Source organism: Priestia sp. 3CA3 (genome assembly GCF_056836725.1).
In genome coordinates this window covers 38090-59806 of sequence record NZ_JBXENJ010000008.1, presented here as the reverse complement: position 1 = coordinate 59806, position 21717 = coordinate 38090, and the positions used below count along the sequence as shown (strand labels likewise).

20 protein-coding genes are annotated in these 21717 nt (G+C 38.3%); 5 read left to right on the top strand and 15 right to left on the bottom strand.

Going from position 1 to position 21717, the window contains the following annotated elements; genetic code table 11:
* Positions 1–2: 2 nt before the first annotated feature.
* The 4 genes from hutU to AC1VNJ_RS20575 form a co-directional block, all read right to left on the bottom strand.
* Entirely contained in the window at positions 3–1664 is a 1662-nt protein-coding gene (hutU, locus tag AC1VNJ_RS20590; protein ID WP_482641227.1) for a urocanate hydratase, read from the bottom strand.
* A gap of 49 nt (positions 1665–1713) precedes the next feature.
* The gene (gene hutH / locus AC1VNJ_RS20585) at positions 1714–3225 is read right to left on the bottom strand and encodes a histidine ammonia-lyase (protein ID WP_482641226.1); all 1512 of its coding nucleotides are present in this window, start codon (positions 3223–3225) and stop codon (positions 1714–1716) included.
* Between the two features lie 354 nt (positions 3226–3579).
* Positions 3580–4404, bottom strand: coding sequence for an aldo/keto reductase (locus AC1VNJ_RS20580; RefSeq protein WP_482641225.1), 825 nt, complete (start codon positions 4402–4404; stop codon positions 3580–3582).
* 37 nt (positions 4405–4441) lie between these two features.
* Positions 4442–4633 (bottom strand): hypothetical protein, encoded by a 192-nt coding sequence (locus AC1VNJ_RS20575; protein ID WP_033578521.1) that lies wholly within the window; start codon positions 4631–4633, stop codon positions 4442–4444.
* 315 nt (positions 4634–4948) lie between these two features.
* On the opposite strand from AC1VNJ_RS20575, the gene AC1VNJ_RS20570 reads away from it, so the two are divergent.
* Positions 4949–5422 carry a YbaK/EbsC family protein gene (locus AC1VNJ_RS20570; protein ID WP_482641224.1) on the top strand — a complete coding sequence of 158 codons (474 nt, stop codon included), beginning with the start codon at positions 4949–4951 and terminating at the stop codon, positions 5420–5422.
* Positions 5423–6291: 869 nt separating this feature from the next.
* Here AC1VNJ_RS20570 and AC1VNJ_RS20565 read toward each other — a convergent pair.
* From AC1VNJ_RS20565 to AC1VNJ_RS20545, 5 genes are all read right to left on the bottom strand, one after another.
* The gene (locus AC1VNJ_RS20565; protein WP_028413927.1) at positions 6292–6600 is read right to left on the bottom strand and encodes a DUF5634 family protein; all 309 of its coding nucleotides are present in this window, start codon (positions 6598–6600) and stop codon (positions 6292–6294) included.
* Between the two features lie 210 nt (positions 6601–6810).
* Positions 6811–7557: a type I methionyl aminopeptidase gene (gene map, locus AC1VNJ_RS20560; protein WP_014460782.1), complete on the bottom strand. Its 747-nt coding sequence runs from the start codon at positions 7555–7557 to the stop codon at positions 6811–6813.
* A gap of 217 nt (positions 7558–7774) precedes the next feature.
* Positions 7775–9235 (bottom strand): protein adenylyltransferase SelO, encoded by a 1461-nt coding sequence (locus tag AC1VNJ_RS20555; protein WP_482641223.1) that lies wholly within the window; start codon positions 9233–9235, stop codon positions 7775–7777.
* Between the two features lie 273 nt (positions 9236–9508).
* Positions 9509–10966, bottom strand: coding sequence for a glycoside hydrolase family 32 protein (locus AC1VNJ_RS20550; protein WP_047751886.1), 1458 nt, complete (start codon positions 10964–10966; stop codon positions 9509–9511).
* A 21-nt stretch (positions 10967–10987) separates the two neighbouring features.
* Positions 10988–12229, bottom strand: a complete 1242-nt coding sequence (locus tag AC1VNJ_RS20545; RefSeq protein WP_028413935.1) for an MFS transporter — start codon at positions 12227–12229, stop codon at positions 10988–10990.
* Between the two features lie 326 nt (positions 12230–12555).
* Here AC1VNJ_RS20545 and AC1VNJ_RS20540 point away from each other — a divergent pair, with 326 nt between their 5' ends.
* Positions 12556–13539, top strand: a complete 984-nt coding sequence (locus AC1VNJ_RS20540) for a LacI family DNA-binding transcriptional regulator (RefSeq protein ID WP_028413936.1) — start codon at positions 12556–12558, stop codon at positions 13537–13539.
* Between the two features lie 90 nt (positions 13540–13629).
* Positions 13630–13839: an alpha/beta-type small acid-soluble spore protein gene (locus AC1VNJ_RS20535; RefSeq protein WP_013058452.1), complete on the top strand. Its 210-nt coding sequence runs from the start codon at positions 13630–13632 to the stop codon at positions 13837–13839.
* Positions 13840–13928: 89 nt separating this feature from the next.
* On the opposite strand, the gene AC1VNJ_RS20530 is transcribed toward AC1VNJ_RS20535, so the two are convergent.
* Together AC1VNJ_RS20530 and AC1VNJ_RS20525 are read right to left on the bottom strand one after the other, a co-directional pair.
* A complete protein-coding gene (locus AC1VNJ_RS20530; RefSeq protein WP_028413937.1) occupies positions 13929–14129 on the bottom strand; it encodes a hypothetical protein in 201 nt (66 codons plus the stop codon).
* A 369-nt stretch (positions 14130–14498) separates the two neighbouring features.
* Positions 14499–15884 carry an amino acid permease gene (locus tag AC1VNJ_RS20525; protein WP_098113420.1) on the bottom strand — a complete coding sequence of 462 codons (1386 nt, stop codon included), beginning with the start codon at positions 15882–15884 and terminating at the stop codon, positions 14499–14501.
* A 464-nt stretch (positions 15885–16348) separates the two neighbouring features.
* Here AC1VNJ_RS20525 and AC1VNJ_RS20520 point away from each other — a divergent pair, with 464 nt between their 5' ends.
* Entirely contained in the window at positions 16349–17080 is a 732-nt protein-coding gene (locus tag AC1VNJ_RS20520) for a ZIP family metal transporter (protein ID WP_033578511.1), read from the top strand.
* A gap of 96 nt (positions 17081–17176) precedes the next feature.
* On the opposite strand, the gene AC1VNJ_RS20515 is transcribed toward AC1VNJ_RS20520, so the two are convergent.
* The 4 genes from AC1VNJ_RS20515 to AC1VNJ_RS20500 form a co-directional block, all read right to left on the bottom strand.
* On the bottom strand, positions 17177–17401 hold the full coding sequence (locus AC1VNJ_RS20515) for a hypothetical protein (protein ID WP_028413940.1): 225 nt from the start codon (positions 17399–17401) through the stop codon (positions 17177–17179).
* A gap of 147 nt (positions 17402–17548) precedes the next feature.
* Positions 17549–19135: a type 1 glutamine amidotransferase family protein gene (locus AC1VNJ_RS20510; RefSeq protein WP_274863566.1), complete on the bottom strand. Its 1587-nt coding sequence runs from the start codon at positions 19133–19135 to the stop codon at positions 17549–17551.
* A gap of 181 nt (positions 19136–19316) precedes the next feature.
* Positions 19317–19463: a hypothetical protein gene (locus AC1VNJ_RS20505; protein WP_155017158.1), complete on the bottom strand. Its 147-nt coding sequence runs from the start codon at positions 19461–19463 to the stop codon at positions 19317–19319.
* 68 nt (positions 19464–19531) lie between these two features.
* A complete protein-coding gene (locus AC1VNJ_RS20500; RefSeq protein WP_165573353.1) occupies positions 19532–19675 on the bottom strand; it encodes a hypothetical protein in 144 nt (47 codons plus the stop codon).
* Positions 19676–19891: 216 nt separating this feature from the next.
* On the opposite strand from AC1VNJ_RS20500, the gene AC1VNJ_RS20495 reads away from it, so the two are divergent.
* Positions 19892–21565: a ribonuclease J gene (locus tag AC1VNJ_RS20495; RefSeq protein WP_482641222.1), complete on the top strand. Its 1674-nt coding sequence runs from the start codon at positions 19892–19894 to the stop codon at positions 21563–21565.
* The last annotated feature ends 152 nt before the right edge of the window (positions 21566–21717 follow it).

The window sequence follows — 21717 nt, the reverse complement described above, 5'->3', positions numbered from 1 at the left end:
TTTTATTCATGTAACGCAGGAATTTGTATCCCTTTTTCTTTTGCAGTTTGAATGGCCTTATCATAGCCGGCGTCTACATGACGAACAACACCCATGCCAGGGTCTGTTGTTAAAACACGTTCTAGACGTTTGGCGGCATCTTCCGTCCCGTCTGCTACTACAACCATTCCAGCGTGCAGAGAATACCCCATACCTACTCCTCCTCCGTGGTGAACGGATACCCAGCTTGCGCCTGCTGCCGTATTGACTAATGCATTTAAAATAGGCCAGTCTGCTACTGCATCACTGCCATCTTTCATTGCTTCAGTTTCACGATTTGGCGAAGCCACAGAACCGGCATCTAGATGATCTCTGCCAATAACGATAGGCGCTGACAGCTCTCCGTTTGCTACCATGTCATTAATAATTTTTCCAAAGCGCGCTCTTTCTCCGTAGCCTAGCCAGCAAATACGAGCCGGCAACCCTTGAAACTCAATTTTTTCTCTCGCCATTTTAATCCAGTTGCAAAGATGCGTATTATCCGAAAACTCACGTAAAATGACTTCATCTGTTTTATAAATATCTTCTGGGTTTCCTGACAAAGCGACCCACCTGAACGGTCCTTTTCCTTCACAGAACTGCGGACGGATGTACGCTGGGACAAATCCCGGGAAATCAAATGCATTCGCGACACCTTCATCGAGCGCCACTTGGCGAATATTATTGCCATAGTCAAAAGCAACCGCGCCTTTTCTTTGCATCTCTAACATGGCTTGAACGTGAATAGCCATACTTGCTTTTGATTGTTTTATATATTCATTTGGATTTGTATTCCGCAATTTTTCTCCTTCTGCTAAGCTGACTCCAATCGGCAAATATCCGTTAAGCGGATCATGTGCCGATGTTTGATCTGTCACAATATCTGGGATAAATCCTCGCTTTATCATTTCAGGAAGAATCTCGGCTGCATTTCCAACTAATCCAATGGACAGCGCTTTGCCCAATCTTTTTGCATCTTCAGCTAACGTGATTGCATCAGCTACACTTTCGACTACCGTATCGCAATACTTTGTTTCGATACGTTTTTCAATACGCGTGCGATCAACATCAATTCCAATGACAACGCCGCCTGCCATCGTAACGGCTAACGATTGTGCACCTCCCATTCCTCCTAATCCAGCTGTTAACGTAATGGTTCCTTTCAAAGTTCCGTTAAAATGCTGGTTGGCACACTCAGCAAATGTTTCATACGTTCCTTGAACAATTCCTTGGCTTCCGATATAAATCCAGCTTCCTGCAGTCATTTGCCCGTACATCATTAACCCTTTTTTATCGAGCTCATGGAACGTCTCCCAATTCGCAAAAGCAGGAACAAGATTTGAATTTGCTAATAAAACACGCGGCGCATCACTGTGCGTTTTAAAAACCGCAACCGGCTTGCCGGACTGTATGAGAAGCGTTTCATCTTCTTCTAATTCTTTTAACGTATCTACAATACGATCGAACGCCTCCCAGTTACGGGCTGCTTTTCCGATCCCTCCGTATACGACTAACTTTTCCGGATGCTCTGCTACTTCGGAATCTAAATTGTTTAGAAGCATGCGAAGAGCGGCTTCTTGTACCCAGCCTTTTGTCGTTAGTTCTGTTCCACGAGGTGCTTTTATTCCACTTTGTTTTGTCTCCATTTCGTTTTCCTCCTCTATAAAAATGAAAAACTGTTAAACTAACTTTTTATTACAGTGCTAGTTCATAATTCGTATCTTGCACAAAAATTTTGAAATTAGCTGCTAACGCCTCAATATCACGTGAGAAAATTCGATCTTTCATAATGGTTGGTACGGTTTTTCTAATTCTTGAATACATTTTTCTTGTTTCTGAAGCAAGTTTATCCACTCCTTGAATATCGGCTGCTTGAGCCGCACAAATTGCTTCGATTGATAGAACTCTTCTTGTATTTTGGATAATTTGATAAGCATGACGTGCAGCAGTCGTTCCCATGCTGACATGGTCTTCTTGATTCGCTGAAGATGGGATAGAATCAACACTTGATGGATGCGCTAATACTTTATTTTCGGAAACTAATGAAGCCGCAGCGTATTGAGTAATCATGAGCCCGGACTCTAGACCTGGATCTGCACTTAAAAATGCGGGCAGCCCGCTAAGCTGAGGGTTTACTATTCGTTCAATGCGCCGTTCAGAAATATTCCCAAGCTCCGCCATTGCAATTCCTAGAAAATCCATAGCAAACGCAATGGGCTGCCCATGAAAATTCCCTCCAGAAATTACTTTGCCGCTGTCAGCAAAGATGAGCGGGTTATCAGTTGCTGAATTAATCTCAATTAACAGCTTTTCTTTTACATAATTTAAAACTTGATAAATAGCACCATGAACTTGAGGAATGCAGCGCAGTGAGTAAGCATCTTGCACTCTTATTTGACCTTGAGAAGTAGTTAATTGACTGCCTTCTAAGTACGAAAGAATTCGGGCAGCTACCTGCTGTTGTTCCGGGTAAGGTCTTACTGCATGTGACTCAGGCATGAATGCTTCTACAATACCTTGCAGACCTTCTAATGTCAGTGCTGCAATTCCGTCAGCAAGATCAGCGAGCTTTTGAGCTTCAAGGTACGAAACTACTCCTACAGCCGTCATTGCCTGAGTGCCGTTGATCAAAGCTAGCCCTTCTTTTGCCTGTAATTGTATAGGTTCAAGCCCTGCTAGCTTTAAAGCATCTTCTCCTTGCATTCGCTGACCATTATATACAGCTTCTCCTTCTCCAACTAGCAGCAGCGCTAGATGTGATAACGGGGCTAAGTCACCGCTAGCTCCAAGCGAACCTTGACTCGGGATAACCGGTACTACGTTTTGGTTTAAGCAATGGATAAGAAGCTGCAAGGTTTCCAGTCGTATTCCGGAATACCCTTTAGCTAATGCGTTCGCTCGTAAAAGCAGCATGACTCTGCTTACTTCTAACGAAAATGGCTCTCCTAGTCCGCAGGCATGACTGCGAATCAGGTTAATCTGCAGATCAGCTAAGTCTGTTTTTGAAATAACCGTATCACTAAACTTTCCAAATCCCGTATTCACTCCGTAAATTACGTTGTTGTTCGTAACGCTCTCTTCAACTAACGTTCTGCTTTTTTGTATATGTTCAACTGCGTGATCGCTAATTTTCACGGAGTATCCTTGGTAAATAACTTTGTAAATTTGGTCGAACGTCAGTGAATTTCCATCAATTTGAATAAACATCATACCCGCTCCCTTGTTAAACTGTAGACTGCCTTTTCTTTTTGAACACAAAAAGGGGCTATATCAAAGAGGAAACAAGCTCCTTTTGATATAGCCCCCTATAAACTAACCTACTTACACTATGGGCTTTTATTAATAATCAGTATTTCACTTATACATACAATCGCTAAATGACTAAATCACTATACACTTTAAGCTGTACAACTTAAAGCAACTAGGGTACCTACACTAAGTATTACGCTGAATTAATCATTTGTCAATTATTATTTAAGAAAATTTTAAATAATCTGAAATAAAATTGTTATTTCTTATAGCAGCGATGATTCACGGCTGCACAATTTTATTTTTTAAACGTTATCGGACGTTCATGTCGCTTGGGTGCGGACCTTTGCGGCGGTTGCTGTTTAATCCATTAATCTCTGCCATATCATCAGCAGTAAGTTCAAAATCAAACACGTTAAAGTTTTCTTCTATTCTAGACGGTGTAACTGACTTAGGAATGACAATTGTGTTGTTCTGTAAGTGCCAGCGCAATACAACTTGAGCCGGAGTTTTGCTATGTACTTCAGCAATTTTTTGAATAACCTCGTCTTGTAACACTTCTCCTCCTTGATCAAGAGGGCTCCATGCTTCCACGAAAATATTATGTTTGGCGCAAAACTCTTTTAATTCATTTTGAGCAAGATACGGATGGCACTCAATTTGGTTTAAAACAGGCGTTACGTCACATTCATTTAACAAGCGCTCCAAATGCTCAATTTCAAAGTTGCAGACGCCAATTGCTTTTACTTTGCCATCGTGATAAAGCTTTTCTAATGCTTTATACGTCTCCACATACTCATCATATTGAGGAGTAGGCCAGTGAATCAAATATAAATCCACATAATCAAGTCCTAATCGTTCTAGGCTTTCATCAAACGCACGTAGTGCATTTTCATAGCCTTGGTCGCTGTTCCAAACTTTTGTTGTAATAAACAGCTCTTCCCGAGTAACAGAAGATTCTTTAATCGCTTGACCTACTCCTTCTTCATTTTTATAAATCATAGCTGTGTCGATAGAGGTATATCCAACTTCAATTGCTTTTGACACTGCAGCTGCTGCTTTGTTATCTTCTACTTGCCATACGCCAAATCCAAGCTGAGGCATTTTTAAGCCGTTGTTTAATGTGACAATATTCATTTTACATGTCTCCTTTTTTGTTAAAAAGTTCAAAGTTTTAATGATGGTGCCAGCCGATCAGCATAGCAACCTGGCCCATTATAATGCCGACTGGGATTCCTACAATCATGGCTCCAAATCGAAATTTAAAAGACCATGCCCGCGGTACAAGGGAAAACAAATAAATCATACTCATCGTTGCCATACATGTACTGCTAAAGAAACTGACGATAGTGTGTAAATTTGGCATTCCTTCTCCTCATTTCACTAGAACATTTGCGCCTTTTCAATTTCATCATTTATCTTTTGTTCTAATGCCTATGTTTTCGCAGCCGACATAGTTACATTCGTCAAAGGGTTCCGTAATCCTGCTTCAATCAGCTAAAAATACTTTACCTACGTAACTTTTTTAATTAAAACGAATATGTGCTTTTAACTGAGAAGTTGTGTATAATTTCCGTATATACAAAATAATAAGAATTTTTTATTTCAAAGAGAAACTGTACATCCTCTGTAAGGCAATCATACATATTTGCAAGAGTTAACGAAAGGAATGGATATAAAAATGGCAATTGAAAGAGTAAAAGCATATTTTAAACAATATGGCATGGAGAATCGAATTATTGAAATGGATGAGTCCAGTGCTACTGTAGAACTGGCAGCGCAAGCTTTAAAATGTGAGCCGCAACGGATCGCAAAAAGTCTTTCTTTTAACGCAGAAGGAACCGTTCTATTAATTGTGGCAGCAGGAGATGCGAAAATTGATAATCGAAAATATAAAGAAGAGTTTGGAACCAAAGCAAAAATGCTTGGAGCAAGTGAAGTAGAAACGCTGATTGGTCATGCCGTAGGCGGAGTATGCCCATTTGCCGTTAATGAAGGTGTTCACGTGTATCTAGATGAATCTCTGAAACGTTTTGTTACCGTTTTCCCTGCCTGTGGAAGTGGAAATAGTGCAATTGAATTAACAATACCCGAACTAGAAGAATTTTCGAAATGCTTAAAATGCGTTGATGTGTGCAAAGGATGGAATGAATAACTTAGGTAAATTAAGGTACAGATATACATAAAATAAATCAATCAGTACGCCAATAAGCTGAAACAGTTTTTTGTTTCAGCTCATTGGCGTACCTAAACGAATTTATGAAACAGCTTAACCCAACCTAGGTAAGAAACCCCTAAGAGAAATACAAAAAGAAATAGTAAAGGAATGTTCCTAGGGATAAAAAGCCAGCCGTCTAACGTATTCCACAGAAATTCACTTTTATTTGCTTTTCTCATCATTTTCACCTCAAGCAGATTTACTATTTTGTATTCAAAAATTCTTTTACATAGTTATATACAGTATCTTCAACTTATGACCTTTTTTCAAGAAAAACGTGCACGAAAAATGGACTGAATCTGAATCTTCTTAATGTATACCTGTTATGTACTCATTCATCGTCTTAGTTTCATCTGTAAAAAAGAAGAAGCCTACATGTTTAGATGCAGGCTTCTTCTCGTTGATTCAGTCTTTCCTTTGTTTGCCTAGTCAGGCCCTTTCGTTACGTATATCGGTTCATAACCAAAGTGCCTTGCGTGAGATACGGATATCTACTTTCAATTTGCGGTAATACATTTGCTGAAGTCGCTGTTAAGCCTTTCAAAACTAATCAGTCCCTTCAAACGCTAAGTATTTAACCTTTCACAACAACCATTTGCATGATAGCTGCTGTACTATATGTGTACCCCGTATTTATATAGTAAAACCTAAAAAAAAACAATTTTTTATTACATGTAATTTTCTAGACTTTATAGCAAAGAAAAGTTAGATAGTATAGGTGAAAGAAGCACGACAGCCATTAGCGCTCTACTGTTCAGATTCACGCATTCAAAGAAAAAATCTGAACTTGAAATTCAAAAAATTATTTAATGTATGGTTTCATCAATTTTTTGAAATGCATCTTCAAGTGAAGTATATCCGTTTGTTTCTCCTTCGTTACCTTGAAGAGTCCATTCTTGCTTTTCGACTGCTAATTTCCCGTCTTTATCTTTTAGATAAGGTCTGTTAACCATAAACACATGATCATTCTTTTTTACTGTGTAGCCAAGATAATAGTGATTACCTTCTCCTTCCTCTTCATATACGGAGACGCCTTGAAGGTTATATTTGTTTAAAATGTCATCCATATGATGAGTCAGTTCACTTACAATCGCTTCTCTTCCTACATATTCCACATTTCATACCCCTTTTCATTTCGATTTATACTTAGCATTCCCTTGAGCATATTCAATTACACTATCTTTCAAACGTTGTATGAACAAAGCAAGTCAATATAATAGTCATTCATTACATAGTAATAAAAAAGCTACCTCACTATAATGCAACGAAAAAACATTGCTAAGTGAAGTAGCTTTTTTGTTACCGAAATCTACAGAGAAACTTGATTATAGTTCAGTTAAAATAATCGGTTCACCGTTTGTTACAACAATCGTATGTTCACATTGTGCTACAAGACTATTATCAGGTGTAACAAACGTCCAGCCGTCGTCTCCGCGTTCAATGATATGATCAGCCTTCATAGAGATAAACGGCTCTACAGCAATAACAAGACCTTTTTTCAAGAGGGCTTTATCCATTGGATCATAATAGTTTAAAATGTGGTTAGGAGCGTCATGCAAGCTGCGGCCAACACCATGACCCGTTAAGTTTTCAATAACAGCATATCCGTTTTGGTGTGCAAAGTTAGAAACAGCACGACCAATTTGATTTTGTTTTGAACCAGCTTTTACTTTTTTCATAGCTGCCCAAAATGCATCTACTGCAGCTTGACACAGCTTTTCTTTTTCTTCGTCTTGCCCAATAACAAATGAAATACCCGTATCCGAATAATAGCCATCAAGTACTGCGGATACATCCACATTTACTAAATCGCCATCTTTTAATACGCGGTCTCCCGGAATACCGTGAGCCACTTCTTCGTTGACACTAATGCACGTTACACCTGGGAAATTATATTCTTTTTCAGGTGCAGAAATAGCACCGTGTTCATCTAATATTTTTTTACCGATCATATCAAGCTCTTTTGTTGTCATACCTGCTTTTGCTTGTTTTTTCATTTCTTCGCGCGCAAGTGCAACGATACGTCCAATTTTGCGTAAACTTTCTAAATCCTGTTCGTTACCAATAATCATAAAAAAACACTTTCCTTCCTCGAAATATATATCCTATCCGATTTTATCATATTTTTATGAGGATTTTTCAAAAGACCTTTTAAGAACTAAAATGTACAATTAATTAGACTAGTAAGATATTTATCATGTGCTAAGAACCGATTAAACCCAAAAAGATGCTCCCAAAAAGCAGCATCTTTTTAAACTCTAGAATTTTATAGATTTATTAACGAATTCATCAAGTGCCGCAGTACGTTTGATAAGGCTGATTAGACGGAGCAGACGGTGTACAATACTCTAACTGATCCGGCGATTCATATGGGCTAGAAAGCACTTCTAGAAGATCTTCCATAACGCTGTAGTCTCCTTTTTGTGCTGCATCTAGCGCTGCTTCTACTCGGTGATTTCGAGGAATGACAGCGGGATTGTTATGTTTCATAAGCTCTTCCGACTCTGCTTTAGATTGTTTTTGTCTGCCTAGTCTTTTCTGCCATAACTCCTGCCACTGTGCAAATTCTTCGCTTTCAAACAGTTCACTCTTTCCTAGCTTATTGAAAGTTAATGCACGAAATGTATTTGTATAGTCAGCTTTATAGGTTTTCATCATGGTAAGAAGCTCTTGGAATAATGCTTCATCTTCTTTTTCTTCGTTAAAAAGCCCAAGTTTAGCCTGCATACCCGCCAGCCAGTTTTCTCGATAGAATTTTGGAAATTCCGTCACGGCGTTTTGTGCTATTTCAACTGCTTTTTCTATATCTTGATCCAACAGAGGTAATAAAGCTTCAGCAAACCTCGCAAGATTCCACCCTGTAATGCCTGGTTGATTTTGATATGCATAGCGCCCTTGTACATCAATTGAACTAAATACAGTTTCTGGATCATAGGTATCCATAAATGCACATGGCCCATAATCAATTGTTTCTCCGCTAATTGTCATATTATCCGTATTCATGACGCCATGAATAAAACCAATAAGCTGCCATTTAGCAACTAGGGTAGCGTGACGCTTAATCACTTCTTGAAGCAATGATAAATATTTTTTTTCATTCTTTTCTATGTGGGAGAAGTGACGTTCTAATGCATAGTCAGCTAAAGCTTGAAGGTTTTCGACTGTTCCCCATTTTGCAGCAAATTGAAATGTGCCAAAACGAAGGTGACTGGAAGCTACACGCGTCAAAATCGCCCCCGGCAGTTCTTTTTCGCGAACAATGGATTCGCCTGTTGTTACGACTGCCAGGCTCCGAGTAGTCGGAATACCAAGGGCCTGCATCGCCTCACTAATCATATACTCACGCAGCATAGGTCCCAGAGCTGCACGACCGTCTCCACCCCGGGAATACGGAGTTCGGCCTGAGCCTTTAAGCTGAAGATCCACTCGTTCACCCGAAGGCGTAACTTGCTCCCCTATCAGCATAGCCCGTCCGTCTCCTAGCATGTTAAAGTGGCCAAATTGATGCCCCCCATAAGCTTGTGCAAGCGGGAAAGCACCTTTTGGAACACTGTTTCCAGCCAAAATGCTAACTCCTTCTTGGCTTTGCAGCTGTTCTTTTTGTAACCCTAGAGATGCGGCTAAAGAGTCGTTAAATTTGACTATTTTAGGTGAACTCACTGGATTAGGATCAAGAGGCGTAAAAAAAATGTTTGGTAACTCCGCATAGCTATTACGTAAATTCCATCCTGTTTCTTTTTGATTAGTCATCGTATCTCCTTTTCTTCTTGTGTCTTAAAACATAACTCTTTTCTTTACTGATCGTGGTTTTATAAGTGCAGCAGCCCTGCTCTATCCTGCTTTCTTTTGGGCATCTTAGAGCAGGACAGTTTCTCTTTCATTCATTATCTCTTTTACTATTATATCGTATTTGCTCGTACTTTTAATCTAAAGTGCCTTATCCATTTATATACCGCCACTTTGTTGACGAGCTATTAAATGCTCAAAAAAGAAGAAGTATTAATATACTTCTTCCTCTGTATTTTACCCCCAAATATCTTTTAAATTCCAATATGTTAACTCTTTTACGATTACGTCTCCTCCTTCAGTAAATAACTCAATTCCAAGCCTGCTTTCTTTTGGATAAATGCGGCTTGTCATGGTAGCTTGTCCTTCGTTTGCAAATACTTCGATGGAAGAACGATCCACAAATATTCGTAAAGCTAGTGTCTCACCTGCTTGCAACGCTACTTTCCTCACTCCATCTTCTTTTCCCGAGTGAGTACAGTCAAGCACTAGCTTTTGCTCATTAAGGTTATAACACATAAGCGTTTCTTCATTGTTTATTCCACAAATTTTTATTCCTACTGATGAAGCTTGGCAGTCCGCTAAATCAAATACAGCTTGTATCTCTAGCAAATCTTCATTTACTTCTACTACATAGCTTTCAGAAAGAGCTTTATTGGTTAGCATATTATATTGAGTTTTCCGAAGTGATGTCAGCTCTTGGACGGGGTTCATTAACACTTTATCCTCTCTTAAAGTTAGTTCTCTCGGAAGCGTTAGCGCACCGCACCATCCATCCTCTTTCGTTGGCATATTAGCTTCCCACATGTCCATCCACCCGATTGCAATTCGTCTTCCTTTATCATCTAAAAGCGTTTGAACAGCATAAAAATCGTGGCCGTGATCTAATTCAGTAAATGACCCATGATGAAAGGTATTGGTTTCATAACTATATTCTCCAACTAAATATCCTGTTTGGAAAAGGTTGTGATAGGAATCACCTTTTGCTTCTATCCCTTGAGGAGAAATCATTAACACATGCTTTCCGTCTAACTCAAAGAAGTCCGGACACTCCCACATATATCCTAGATCTCCATCGCTTTTAGCAAGGACGCCAACATATTCCCATTTTCGTAAATTTGAAGACCGGTATAAAATAACGCGTCCCTCTTGTTTCTTTGTTGAGTTTCCTAGAATCATATACCAGAAATCCTCGTGCTTCCATACTTTAGGGTCTCGAAAATGATGAGAACTATCTGCCGGCGGCTCCGCAATAACTGGGTTGACCTCTACTTTTTCAAAGGTAATGCCGTCTTTACTAACAGCTATATTTTGGTTTTGAAAAAAAGTATCCAGCTCTTTGTCTATATAATTATGTCCTGTATAAATTAGCGTAAGCTCTCCTTGGTTATCCACGGCACTTCCAGAAAAACATCCATCTTTATCAAATGTATCTCCAGGAGCTAAAGCAATCGGTAAATGCTGCCAATGAACAAGATCTTTGCTTTTGACATGTCCCCAATGCATCGGTCCCCAATTCTCGTCATAAGGATGATGTTGATAAAAAACATGATATTCTCCTTTATACTGAACCAACCCATTCGGATCATTAATCCAGTTCGCTGGCGCCATAATATGATACCCTAACCGATATTGATGATTTACCTTTTTCTCTGCTTCATTTAATGAACGTTGAGCTTGCTCGATTTTATTTATCGTTAACATCATCATATCCCCCTATATAATCTGCGTGTTTTCTTGTACATCTTTTCTTATAAACTTATGTTTTTTAGAGTTTAGTAGTGTAAACATGGAAATAACGTTAAATACCAAAACCATACCTCCCATAATTAAATAGGTACGGGAAAAGCCTACGCTATCATATAATCCTCCCGCTATGGGTGAAAGAACTGAAGCACCTATTTGTGAAGCGAATTGGAATCCAACCAAATAAAGGATAGAAGATAGGCGCGTGTCAAAGTTAGCTGCCAAATATTTAAAGATGGCAATGAGCATAATAGGAAGTTCTAATGCATGAATAAGCTTCATCGAAGATATTCCAATTGGACCAACCACAAGTCCTGACCCAATAATACGAAATCCCATTAGAAACCCTGCTAAAATCAAACTATTTTTTGCACCGATCTTATTTACAATAAACGGTGCTGCGAACATCATTCCGGCTTCTAAAAATACTTGAAACGAATTTAAGTAGCCAAATACTTGATTACCTATCGATTCAGTAGGAAACAAAGATGCGTAATAGATAGGAAATTGCTGATCGTATACCCCATACACGCACGTAACGCCAACAACATAAATCATAAAAAACCAAAATTCCTTCAATAAGAATAAATTACCTACATCTCTCAGCGTGACAGATTCAGCTTTTTCCATTTCATAGCTGCTCATTTCTACCTTCACAGAAAAAATAATAGCCACTAGGATAACCGCTGAAACGGATGCCACCCAAAAATTAATATGAGGATTAATGTTAAATAGTTGTCCTGCAAAGAATGTAGCTGCAGCCCAGCCTAATGACCCCCACATTCTAGATTTCCCGTACTCAAATTTATATTTTCGGCTGACTTTCTCTATGTATGTTTCAATCGCTCCGATGCCCGCCAAAAACGCTACTCCTAAATATAAGCCTCCAATAATAGCTCCTATCAACACATTGTATTGAAGTAAGGGCCCATAAACAAAAATATAAAATGGTCCTACAAACACTAAAAGACAGCTAATAAAAAATAAAATGTGTTTCTTTAAACCTATCCTGTCAGATATATATCCGTACAAAGGCTGCATACACAATGCAAAGATAGCGTTTACAGAAAAGATTAAGCCTGTAGCTGATCCGTTCAACTTAATCTCTTGCCCTAACCAGATAGAAAATAAAGAGTAGCTCGACGACCACGTAAAAAAGAAGAAGAAAAAATATGCACTCAGCTTCCAATATAAACTTTTTGAACTTTTCATTTTAGTTACCCCTTTAGCTTAAGATATAAAATCTTTTATCTAACAAAATGAAAGCACTTTCAACTTGATTTTATGTCAACCGGTTTCATATGTCAACCGGTTTCACATTTTATATTGCAAAAAGCTTGTATTAGGCGTAAAAGTGGGCTTTGTGGTATGTTTAAGTTGTTCAATAAACCGTTTACAATCCTTACATAGATTTTTATGTATCAAAATAAAACGTAGCGACTGGAAAGCTGCTTGCTTGATTGCATTTATTTTAAGGCTTTTCCACAGCAGATATATACTATAAAAGCAAGGTTTTGGAGAAATTAGGAGGAAACTAGATGAAAGCCAAAATTAGTGATGTAGCAAAAATTGCAGGTGTTTCACCGACTACAGTTTCTCGTGTATTAAATAACCGTGGTTACATAAGCAAAGAAACGCGAGAAAATGTCTATAAAGCAATGAAAGAAATTAATTATTTCCCAAATGATATTGCGCGTTCATTATTTAATAAGCGAACAAATTTAATCGGGATGATTGTCCCGCAAACGAGCAACCCTTTTTTCGGAGAGTTAGCCTTTCATATTGAAAGTATATGTGCTTCCCTTAACTACAAAGTACTTCTTTGTAACAGTCTGAATCGCATTGATAAAGAAAAAAAATATGTAGAAATGCTTATCAGAAATCAGGTAGACGGTGTTATTGCCGTTACTTATAATAGAGGTATTTTTGATTCCGAAAGTCAAAGCCTTCCTGTAGTAGCAGTCGATCATTATTTATCAAAAGATATTCCTACCGTATCTTCTGATAACTATTCTGGAGGAGAACAAGCCACGGAATTGCTTATTTCAAAAGATTGTAAGCATATTATTCATATTAACGGTCCCCTTAAACTTGAAACTCCAGCTAACTTAAGAAGGAAAGCATATGAAAACGTGATGAAACAGTACGGAAAACAGCCTATCACGTATGAGATTTCAAATACCTTTGACCGCAACATTCAGCGAGAAACTATTTCTAAGGTTTTTGAAGAACATCCGGAAGTAGACGGTATTTTTGCAAGCGATGACTTACTTGCAGCTTTAGTAGTTGCTGAAGCACAAAAAAGAGGAAAATGCATCCCAAAAGATTTAAAAATCGTGGGCTATGATGGAACAGAAGCCAGTCAGACTTTGTTACCTGGCCTAACTACAATTCAACAGCCAATCGAATCGATTGCTCAAACAGCCATTGATATTTTACTAAAAGAAATTGAAGGAGAATTTAGTAATGTCCCCCGTGAAATCTGTCTTCCTGTTAAGCTTCTAGAAGGGCAAACGACGTAAAAATATGTTTTTTATAAAATAAATATCAGTTTGTTGCATATTCTTCTTCCTTTATTCACACCTTAACGTTACAGAAAGGAGTTGAATACAATGGCAAACAATAAAAGCAGCAATAATAATGAATTATTAGTATACGGAGCTGAACAAGCAATCGATCAAATGAAATATGAAATCGCTAGCGAGTTCGGAGTAAATTTAGGAGCTGACACTACTGCACGTGCAAACGGATCAGTAGGCGGCGAAATCACAAAACGTCTTGTACAATTAGCTGAGCAACAACTTGGCGGCGGACGTTTCTAAGACAATTTCATACACACCATGACTTAAGGAAGAATGGATATCCATTCTTCCTTTTCATATATTTAATTTCCATCTTTATATAAAAATTATTATTGCTCATCTTCTTTACTGACTGATTTTGTTTTTCCTTTCTTTAGTACAGCACTGATTCCTAAACAACAGACAGCTGCTATCCATCCGGAGATGAGAAAATAAACAGAAGTATTTGCAAAGAGTGTACCTATTAAAATAAACAGGCCTCCGAGAATAATAAAAAAGACGTGACCTTCACCAATTTTTTTCACCTTCATCACCTCTCCCCTACCTGCGTATACAAACTAATGTTCAGATACAAAAGAAACTTCTTGATAAACAAGAAGTTTTCTTACGTCCGTTTCTTTTTCAATAAAAAATAAAGGTGTTTTCTTTTTATTTATTCAACAAAACCACTCAATATTCTTCTCAATTACGTGCTATTCAATAATTTCTTCTGTTTTATACTCTTTCATAAATACATCAATAACATCTCCCGCTTCCTCGTTCTCCTCCTGCATTTGAACGAGTATTTCGTTTTGTGCATTTAATGACATTTTTTCTTATGTCTTTTATTTAAGCAAAACAAAAAAACGGCTTTTATCAGCCGTTTTTTTGTTTTGCTTTTCGATTATGAAAAAGCATATTTATTTCTTTATTTGACCGTTCTCTGTATCAGGTATCATACGTTTATTGATTCCGAATGCGTAAAAACTAATGACAACGAGAGCGAGGAAAATAACCCCTACAATAAGTGAAATACGCGTTTCATCATTAAACCACATGCCTACAAGCACCATTAGTAGAAAAGCAATGGTTACATAGTTCGTTACAGGCGCAAAAGGCATTTTGAAAGGATGACTATCCATTTCAGCACCTTTAGCTTTACGGAAACGAATTTGGCTGATAAGAATAATGAACCAAGGAATCATACCAGGAAGCACGCTAGCACTGTATACATAAACAAATACATTAGGTGGAGCGATGTAGTTTAAAATAACACCAATTACTAATCCAATCATAACAGCGAGCGTACTGTAAATTGGAACGCCGTTGCGAGAAATTTTTGTAAAGAATTTAGGTGCTTGACCGTTTACACCGAGCGTATAAAGCATGCGTCCTGCACTAAAGATTCCGCTATTACAGCCTGACATCGCTGCCGTAATGACTACAAAGTTAATGATACCTGCAGCTGCCGTAACACCAACTTTAGCAAATGTAGATACAAATGGACTTCCTAAAGAATCTAACTCATTCCAAGGATATACCGTCACGATGACGAAAATAGCGCCAATATAAAAAATTAAAATGCGCCAGATGATGCTTTGAATTGCGTTTCTTAACGTTTTTTTAGGATCCTTTGCTTCACCAGCTGTAATCCCAATTAGCTCGACTCCTTGATAAGCTGCAATAACAAGAGATAGCGCGAAGAAAAAGCCTGACCATCCGCCTGCAAAGAAGCCTCCGTGTGCCCAAAGATTTGATAACCCGATTGCGTCTCCACCATTTCCAAATCCAAAGAAAATTAATCCAAGTCCTGCGATAATCATTAAAATAATCGTTACAATTTTAATCATCGCAAACCAAAATTCAAACTCTCCAAATGATTTCACTGAAACTAAGTTTGCTGTGCCTAAAATCAACATGGCGATAATACCAGGCACCCAAGCTGGTAAATGAGGGAACCAGTAATGCATATATGCTCCTACCGCTATAATTTCGGACATCCCTACGATTACAAATTGAAACCAGTTACTCCAAGCAGCCATATAACCTGCTAATGGATGAATATATTTGTGGCCAAATGTAGCGAATGAACCTGTGCTTGGTTCCATGTACAGCATTTCGCCCATAGCACGCATAATAAAGAAAATAAACATTCCGCAAATTGCGTAAGCAAGCAATACCGATGGACCTGTCCATTGAATCGTGCTTGCTGATCCCATAAATAATCCAACGCCAATTGTTCCACCAAGCGCGATCATTTGAATGTGACGAGATTCTAAGCCTCTTTTTAACTCTTTGTCTGCCATTCCATTTCCTCCTCCTAAACTTGCTATAGCTCTGTTAGGAAAGATACTTTCTGTTTCTGATGGAACAGCTGTCGTTTTTAAATCATTCCATTTTTACCTAGTACCTTTACAACTAAACTATTTTTTCTATTTTTAGCTATTCGACTGTATAATTACTTATTTTATAATAATAAATTTTCCTCAGAAATACAATTGTTTTTTTCAGAAAAACACTTAAGTAAACCATTTACCTCTGTCAAATCAGTCATTTTCGTAAAATAGTTTTTTATTTCAGTATAATTAAAATTTTATGAATATTAAAATAAATATAGTCTCAGCTTGGATGCTGGAACACTCTCTTTCTCAAGGATAACGAAATGAAACCATTACTTAATCGAATAAATTCCTTTTTTCTACTTTTACGTTTTTTCTTTCTTTTCTTAGGGAAAGTATCCATAGAAAATAGAGATGAGGAGGGATTTTTCATGTGGCAAGCTGCGATGTGGGGCGGAATTTCAGGATCAGCTGTCCTTCTTGGTGCTTTGGCAGCAGTTTTTTTGCCTATCGGCAAAAAGATAATTGGTTATATTATGGCTTTTGGGACGGGTGTATTAATTGGAGCATCTACCTATGAGCTGCTTGGAGACTCGGTTCATAGCGGCGGGTTAAAAGCTACTTCTCTTGGGTTCCTTGCGGGGGCTGTCGTTTTTACTTTTTTAGACTATCTAATTTCACGTCAAGGAGCGAATAAAAGAAAGAGGTCTACAAAACAAATGGCCGCGAATAGTTCTGGAATTGCTATATTTATAGGAACCGTCATGGATGCAATCCCAGAGTCCATTATGATTGGAGCTAGCTTAATTGAAAAAGCAACCGTTAGCTGGCTTCTTGTTATCGCTATTTTTATAAGTAATATTCCTGAAGGACTGTCCAGTACGACCGGTCTAGTAAAAAGTGGATTCTCTAAGAGGAAAATTTTTTTACTATGGGCAGCTGTTTTGTTCATTTCAGCTTTTAGTTCATGGACAGGCTTTGTTTTTTTAGATCATGCATCTGAGACACTTATGGCTGCTATTGCTGCTTTTGCCGGCGGTGGTATTATTGCTATGGTAGGTTCTACAATGATGCCAGAGGCCTATGAAGAAGGAGGTTCTATTACAGGATTGATTGCTGCACTTGGATTACTTGCTTCATTGATACTGGATCATTTTTCTTAATCGTCTTCATACTACTTTTATCGTTTCCAAGTAGAAAGCAGAAAGCCTTCTACTTGGAGATATTTATCTCAAGCACATTATGATAAATGTGTCTTCTTAATAAATAAAATCGTAGTTCTCTCTTATTTCCTGAGTAAAAGCTTTCCAATCCGTAGCTTCAAATTCCGCATCCCGTGCTTTTAACTCTTTTTCCATTCCTTGAATCTCTTGAACAGCTTCTATTGTTCTTTCACTTCCTGGCCCTACTCTCCAAATTAATTCTTTGTATTCTTTAATTTTATCCATTAGATAACCTGTCTCTAATTCTTTATATTTAGACATATTAGCTGACTCCTTTTACTTCATTCTTTCTTCTAAGATATCATATTTCTCCTTTATGGATAAGCCTCTCCTCTGACGTTTCTTTAACCTCAAAGATAGGAAATACAACAACAAAAAAGCAAGCACAAGTGCTTGCTTTCACTATTATTAAGGCAGTGGTTCAACCGCTACGTTCCCTACCGTTACAGCTTCTGTATATGCGTTCGTACTGCTTTGGCGTAAACGGAGATTAGCACTCCCCGCTGCACTTGGATTTAGTTGGACATTTACAACCTTTTCTCCATTTCCAGCTGCGTCCGTTGTAATTGAAAAATTGCTGCTGTATCCATAGGATGACGGCCAGCTTCCATCTGCGTTTTGGACTTTAGCAATTTGAGTTCCCGATCCGTTATATACACCTAGATTAAACGTGCTGTACGCAGTGTTAGCTGAAAGCCCGCTTACCTTTACGCGTATTTGGAATACGCCGCTCGTTGGTAAAATGGCTTGATGTTCAAATGTGTAAGCACTAGCAGTTGGTGGTTGCGTAGTTCCACCTTTATAACCATATGAACCAGATGCAAAAGTTGACGTATCGTACCATTTATACCCTGCTGTAGGTGCTGACCATGGTTCTGGCTGAGGCTCAGTGGACTGACTTGGCGTTTCCGACGAAAGTAATGCTGTAGCTTGATCCAATTGAAGTCCTGATACTTGATTCAAAGAAATATAGCTTTCTTGCTTCGCTAACCAATTGACCATATTTACAAGCAGTGTAGAATCGTCTTGTTCCTTAAATCCGTCATATGTGGTTTTAGAAGATCCTGTATCTTCTCGTTTATATTTTGGTGTAGCATCTTCAACTGGTGAAGAATCTCCTATAAAAGCAGCTTTACCTGCCCCTACTTTTGAAACAGCAGCAAAAGGACCTTCTGCTCTTCCCCCTCCGTTATACACTCCTTGATCTACAGCATTTGACCATTTTGCCGTTGTCTTAGGAAGATACACAATTCCTTTTGCTTTGTTTGGGTCCGTAATTGCAACCGTAGAACCTGCATGCATAGCAACGGTGGAAACACCTAGCGTAATACCGAATGCTTGAGAAGGAGATACAATATCATTGGCTGTCACATCACCAATGGCATTATAGCGAAAGCGAACACCAAAGTTACTTGCTAACCAGTCAGAACTTGTTACGTTTTGCATTGCCTCAGAGTTTGCTTCTTCCGTTGTCATGCCTTTTGCTGGGTTTGTCCATGCTCCACGACGGTACCCGTTAAAAACTTCTGAAGAATCCCAGCGGTTTTTGTTTCGGTCTGCATTGTAATGATCAGCAATAAAGAAGACGCTTCCCCCGTTCTGAACATATTGTAAAAGGGCAGCTTGTTCAGAAGATTTATACGGAATATTTGCTTCTGGCACAACAAACACACTATAGCCGCTAAGGTCACTGTATGTAATCGGCGTAGATTTCCGCAGCTCTTTTACATCAAACCCGCTGCCAGCCAGCCCTTTCCCAAAATCAGAAAAACCTCCGTCAATAACCCAATCTGCTGTACCCGCCGTTTGACCATGGGTATTATCAAACAAGATTTTTTTACCATTGTTTTCATTTACAACAGAAGCTTTAATTTCTGGTGCAGGGTCAGCAGCGCTTTCTGCTGATGCTGGATGAGTAGTAAAAGGCAGTGAGATAGATAAAGCTGTACACATTGTCAAAACGGCATAACCTACGCGATTATATTTTTTCCGCATATAAAATTCTCCCCTCAAATTTTTGCAACGCTTGTCTTTTCAAGAGGATTATAGCAGGTTCATTTATGATTTTTTTAAATTTATTGTAAATAATATATATTTTTTCAAAAAAGGTTCTTTATACCTTATATTTGTCGAGACATTCCCTTTTAAATATGCCCATGATTATATGTAAAATTTGTTAACGATAACGACTTGAATATTCGAGAATACTGCGCAGCATTTGACGTGTACTCTTTGATTCGTTTGCGCGTTCTTTATATTCAAGAGGACGACTAGGCGTTGACTTATTTTCTTCTTTATACTGAGAATTTTTGTGTTCTGACACGTTTTTTCACTTCCCTATCTCTATTTTATCCAGAGCAGCTCAAAGCTGCTCTTTTGTCTGTCACTCTTTTATTTGTTATGACGACTTGCTTTTGCTTTTTGAAGCTCATCTGTATGAATATCGTTTGATAAAATATTTTTATTCACATTATCAACAGAAGCTGCTGCACTGCTGCTGACTCCTTGGTTTGTGCTTTTATTTTGTTTACTCATTTCATCCACCTCCATGTATAACGTCTATATTTTATGGAGTTATAAAAAGAAAATAAGAGGTAGTATTAGGAAAATGACTTTCTTTTCTTTTTGCTTGCATCCTCATATTGAATAAAAATAAAATCTCCATATTTAACAGAATGCACCAGAAATAAATGTTCATACTAAGAGTAGAAATTCTGCATATTCATTTTGAAAATATAGGAGGAACTAAGTGTGAGTATAAATAGAAACACACTATCCATTTTTGCTTTAGGGGGCATTAATGAAATAGGAAAAAATATGTATGCCGTTCAATATGATGATGACATCATTGTAATTGACTGTGGCTCTAAATTCCCTGACGAAAGTTTATTAGGAATTGATTTGATCATACCTGATATTACATACTTGCAAGAGAACCGAGAAAAAGTTCGAGCACTGGTTGTTACGCATGGTCATGAAGATCATATCGGAGGTATTCCTTATCTTCTAAAACAGTTAAGCCTCCCCATTTATGCAACAAGCCTTACACTCGGATTAATCGATATTAAACTGCAGGAACATCAATTATCTGCTGAGACGGAGCTTATTGAAATCAACGAAGAGTCAGAAATTACATTAGGCAATATTCCGCTTTCTTTTTTTAAAACGAATCACAGCATTCCAGATTGTCTTGGAATTGTCTTTCATACGCCTGAAGGAGCTGTTGTACATACGGGAGATTTTAAGTTTGATTTAACTCCTGTTAACGACCAATATCCAGATCTTCATAAAATGGCGAAAATCGGCAGTGAAGGTGTACTGGCTTTAATATCAGAAAGTACAAATGCTGAACGCCCCGGATTTACACCTTCAGAAAAGCTAGTTGGCAAACATATAGAAGAAGCTTTTCGTAAAGCAAAGCGAAAAGTGATTATTTCTACTTTCGCCTCAAATGTTAACCGCGTACAGCAAATTGTCGATGCAGCGATTAAAACGAACAGAAAGCTTGCGCTGCTAGGAAGAAGCATGGTTAACGTTGTATCAGTTGCCTTAGAGAAAGGATATTTAACCATTCCTGAAGGGATGCTGATTGAACCTTATGAAGTACATTCACTTGCGCCTGAACAAGTCGCTATTCTCTGCACTGGAAGCCAAGGCGAGCCGATGGCCGCTCTATCTAGATTAGCCAGCGGAAATCACCGACAAGTAGAGATTGCTCCTGAAGACACGGTCATTTTATCAGCAGGGCCTATTCCTGGCAATGAACGTAATATCTCTCGTATTGTCGACAGTCTTTTCACACTCGGGGCTCATGTGATTTACGGTTCAGGAAGCGCAACAGGCATGCACGTATCAGGACATGGCTATCAAGAAGAGCTAAAATTAATGGCTACATTGATGAAGCCAAAGTATTTTATCCCCATTCACGGTGAGTTTCGAATGCTTCATCACCACAGCTTATTAGCAGAATCCGTAGGGGTGGAAAAAGCGAACATTTTTATTATAAATAACGGTGATATTGTCGACATCAAGGGCGGAACAGCTGTTCAAACAAGAAAAATCTCTGCAGGCAATGTATATGTAGATGGGTTTGGCATTGGGGATGTTGGAAATGCGGTTTTACGTGACCGCAAACAGCTTTCAGAAGATGGTATGCTGGTTATTGTGATTACTTTAAATAAAACGGAAGGAAAAATTGTGTCGGGTCCAGATACAATTTCGCGAGGTTTTGTTTATACAAGAGACTCAGAGCAGCTATTAAAAGACGTTAATCGACAAGTGACTAAAATTGTAAATCAATTGCAAAAAGCGCACGTTCACCAATGGAACATCATGAAAAAAGAAATTAAGACCACCCTTGGACAGTTCTTATATAACCAAACGAAAAGAAGACCTATGATTCTTCCCATCATTATTGAAGTTTAATCCCTCCAGCAAAAACTGCCTTAGTCCCCACTAAGGCAGTTTTTCCCTTATAAATCCGAAGCTTAACCTAAAGTTAGAAGTTGCCTTCTGTAGTTTATGAATAGGCACTGCTTTTATATGTATGGTTAAAAGTGTTAGGTGTATTTCTTCTT

What these genes read in the sequence shown, in the direction of transcription:
- AC1VNJ_RS20525 (WP_098113420.1), bottom strand. Translation starts at nt 15,884, where the DNA reads ATGGCAGACAAAGAGTTAAAAAGAGGCTTAGAATCTCGTCACATTCAA.
- AC1VNJ_RS20530 (WP_028413937.1), bottom strand. Translation starts at nt 14,129, where the DNA reads ATGAAGGTGAAAAAAATTGGTGAAGGTCACGTCTTTTTTATTATTCTC.
- AC1VNJ_RS20570 (WP_482641224.1), top strand. Translation starts at nt 4,949, where the DNA reads ATGGCAATTGAAAGAGTAAAAGCATATTTTAAACAATATGGCATGGAG.
- AC1VNJ_RS20545 (WP_028413935.1), bottom strand. Translation starts at nt 12,229, where the DNA reads ATGAAAAGTTCAAAAAGTTTATATTGGAAGCTGAGTGCATATTTTTTC.
- AC1VNJ_RS20535 (WP_013058452.1), top strand. Translation starts at nt 13,630, where the DNA reads ATGGCAAACAATAAAAGCAGCAATAATAATGAATTATTAGTATACGGA.
- AC1VNJ_RS20575 (WP_033578521.1), bottom strand. Translation starts at nt 4,633, where the DNA reads ATGCCAAATTTACACACTATCGTCAGTTTCTTTAGCAGTACATGTATG.
- AC1VNJ_RS20580 (WP_482641225.1), bottom strand. Translation starts at nt 4,404, where the DNA reads ATGAATATTGTCACATTAAACAACGGCTTAAAAATGCCTCAGCTTGGA.
- AC1VNJ_RS20555 (WP_482641223.1), bottom strand. Translation starts at nt 9,235, where the DNA reads ATGACTAATCAAAAAGAAACAGGATGGAATTTACGTAATAGCTATGCG.
- hutH (WP_482641226.1), bottom strand. Translation starts at nt 3,225, where the DNA reads ATGTTTATTCAAATTGATGGAAATTCACTGACGTTCGACCAAATTTAC.
- map (WP_014460782.1), bottom strand. Translation starts at nt 7,557, where the DNA reads ATGATTATTGGTAACGAACAGGATTTAGAAAGTTTACGCAAAATTGGA.
- AC1VNJ_RS20500 (WP_165573353.1), bottom strand. Translation starts at nt 19,675, where the DNA reads ATGAGTAAACAAAATAAAAGCACAAACCAAGGAGTCAGCAGCAGTGCA.
- AC1VNJ_RS20540 (WP_028413936.1), top strand. Translation starts at nt 12,556, where the DNA reads ATGAAAGCCAAAATTAGTGATGTAGCAAAAATTGCAGGTGTTTCACCG.
- AC1VNJ_RS20510 (WP_274863566.1), bottom strand. Translation starts at nt 19,135, where the DNA reads ATGCGGAAAAAATATAATCGCGTAGGTTATGCCGTTTTGACAATGTGT.
- AC1VNJ_RS20515 (WP_028413940.1), bottom strand. Translation starts at nt 17,401, where the DNA reads ATGTCTAAATATAAAGAATTAGAGACAGGTTATCTAATGGATAAAATT.
- AC1VNJ_RS20520 (WP_033578511.1), top strand. Translation starts at nt 16,349, where the DNA reads ATGTGGCAAGCTGCGATGTGGGGCGGAATTTCAGGATCAGCTGTCCTT.
- hutU (WP_482641227.1), bottom strand. Translation starts at nt 1,664, where the DNA reads ATGGAGACAAAACAAAGTGGAATAAAAGCACCTCGTGGAACAGAACTA.